Genomic DNA, 261 nt, shown 5'->3' with positions numbered 1-261 from the left:
ATGTCCTGCTCTTCGCGCAGGGCCAGGCGGCCGTCCTGGGAATAGTCGTGGCGCACGGTGACGAACAACAACGAGCCGGTGCGACCGGTTTTTTCTTCCACCCGGGTGATGGTCGAAACGCGGGTGGCGGCCTCACCGGCACGCAATGCATGGAAGAACTCGATACGCCCGCCGGCCCACATGCGGTTGCGATTATCGGCCGGCGGCAGGAAGCCGCCACGGGCCGGATGACCGTCACCGCCCAGGGCGGACTCGGGCAGC

1 protein-coding gene is annotated in these 261 nt (G+C 67.4%); it reads right to left on the bottom strand.

All coding sequences use genetic code 11. The features are described 5' to 3' along the window. A partial coding sequence (locus ACKX14_RS16085) for an FAS1-like dehydratase domain-containing protein (protein ID WP_422449425.1) occupies window positions 1-261 on the bottom strand: 261 nt, incomplete at both ends.

The sequence above is a fragment of the Thermorhabdus hydrogeniformans genome (genome assembly GCF_049310025.1).
GTDB lineage: Bacteria > Bacillota > Thermosediminibacteria > Thermosediminibacterales > Tepidanaerobacteraceae > JBJYKD01.
Note: the sequence above shows the minus strand (reverse complement) of the source record. Positions and strands in the feature narration are given on the sequence as shown.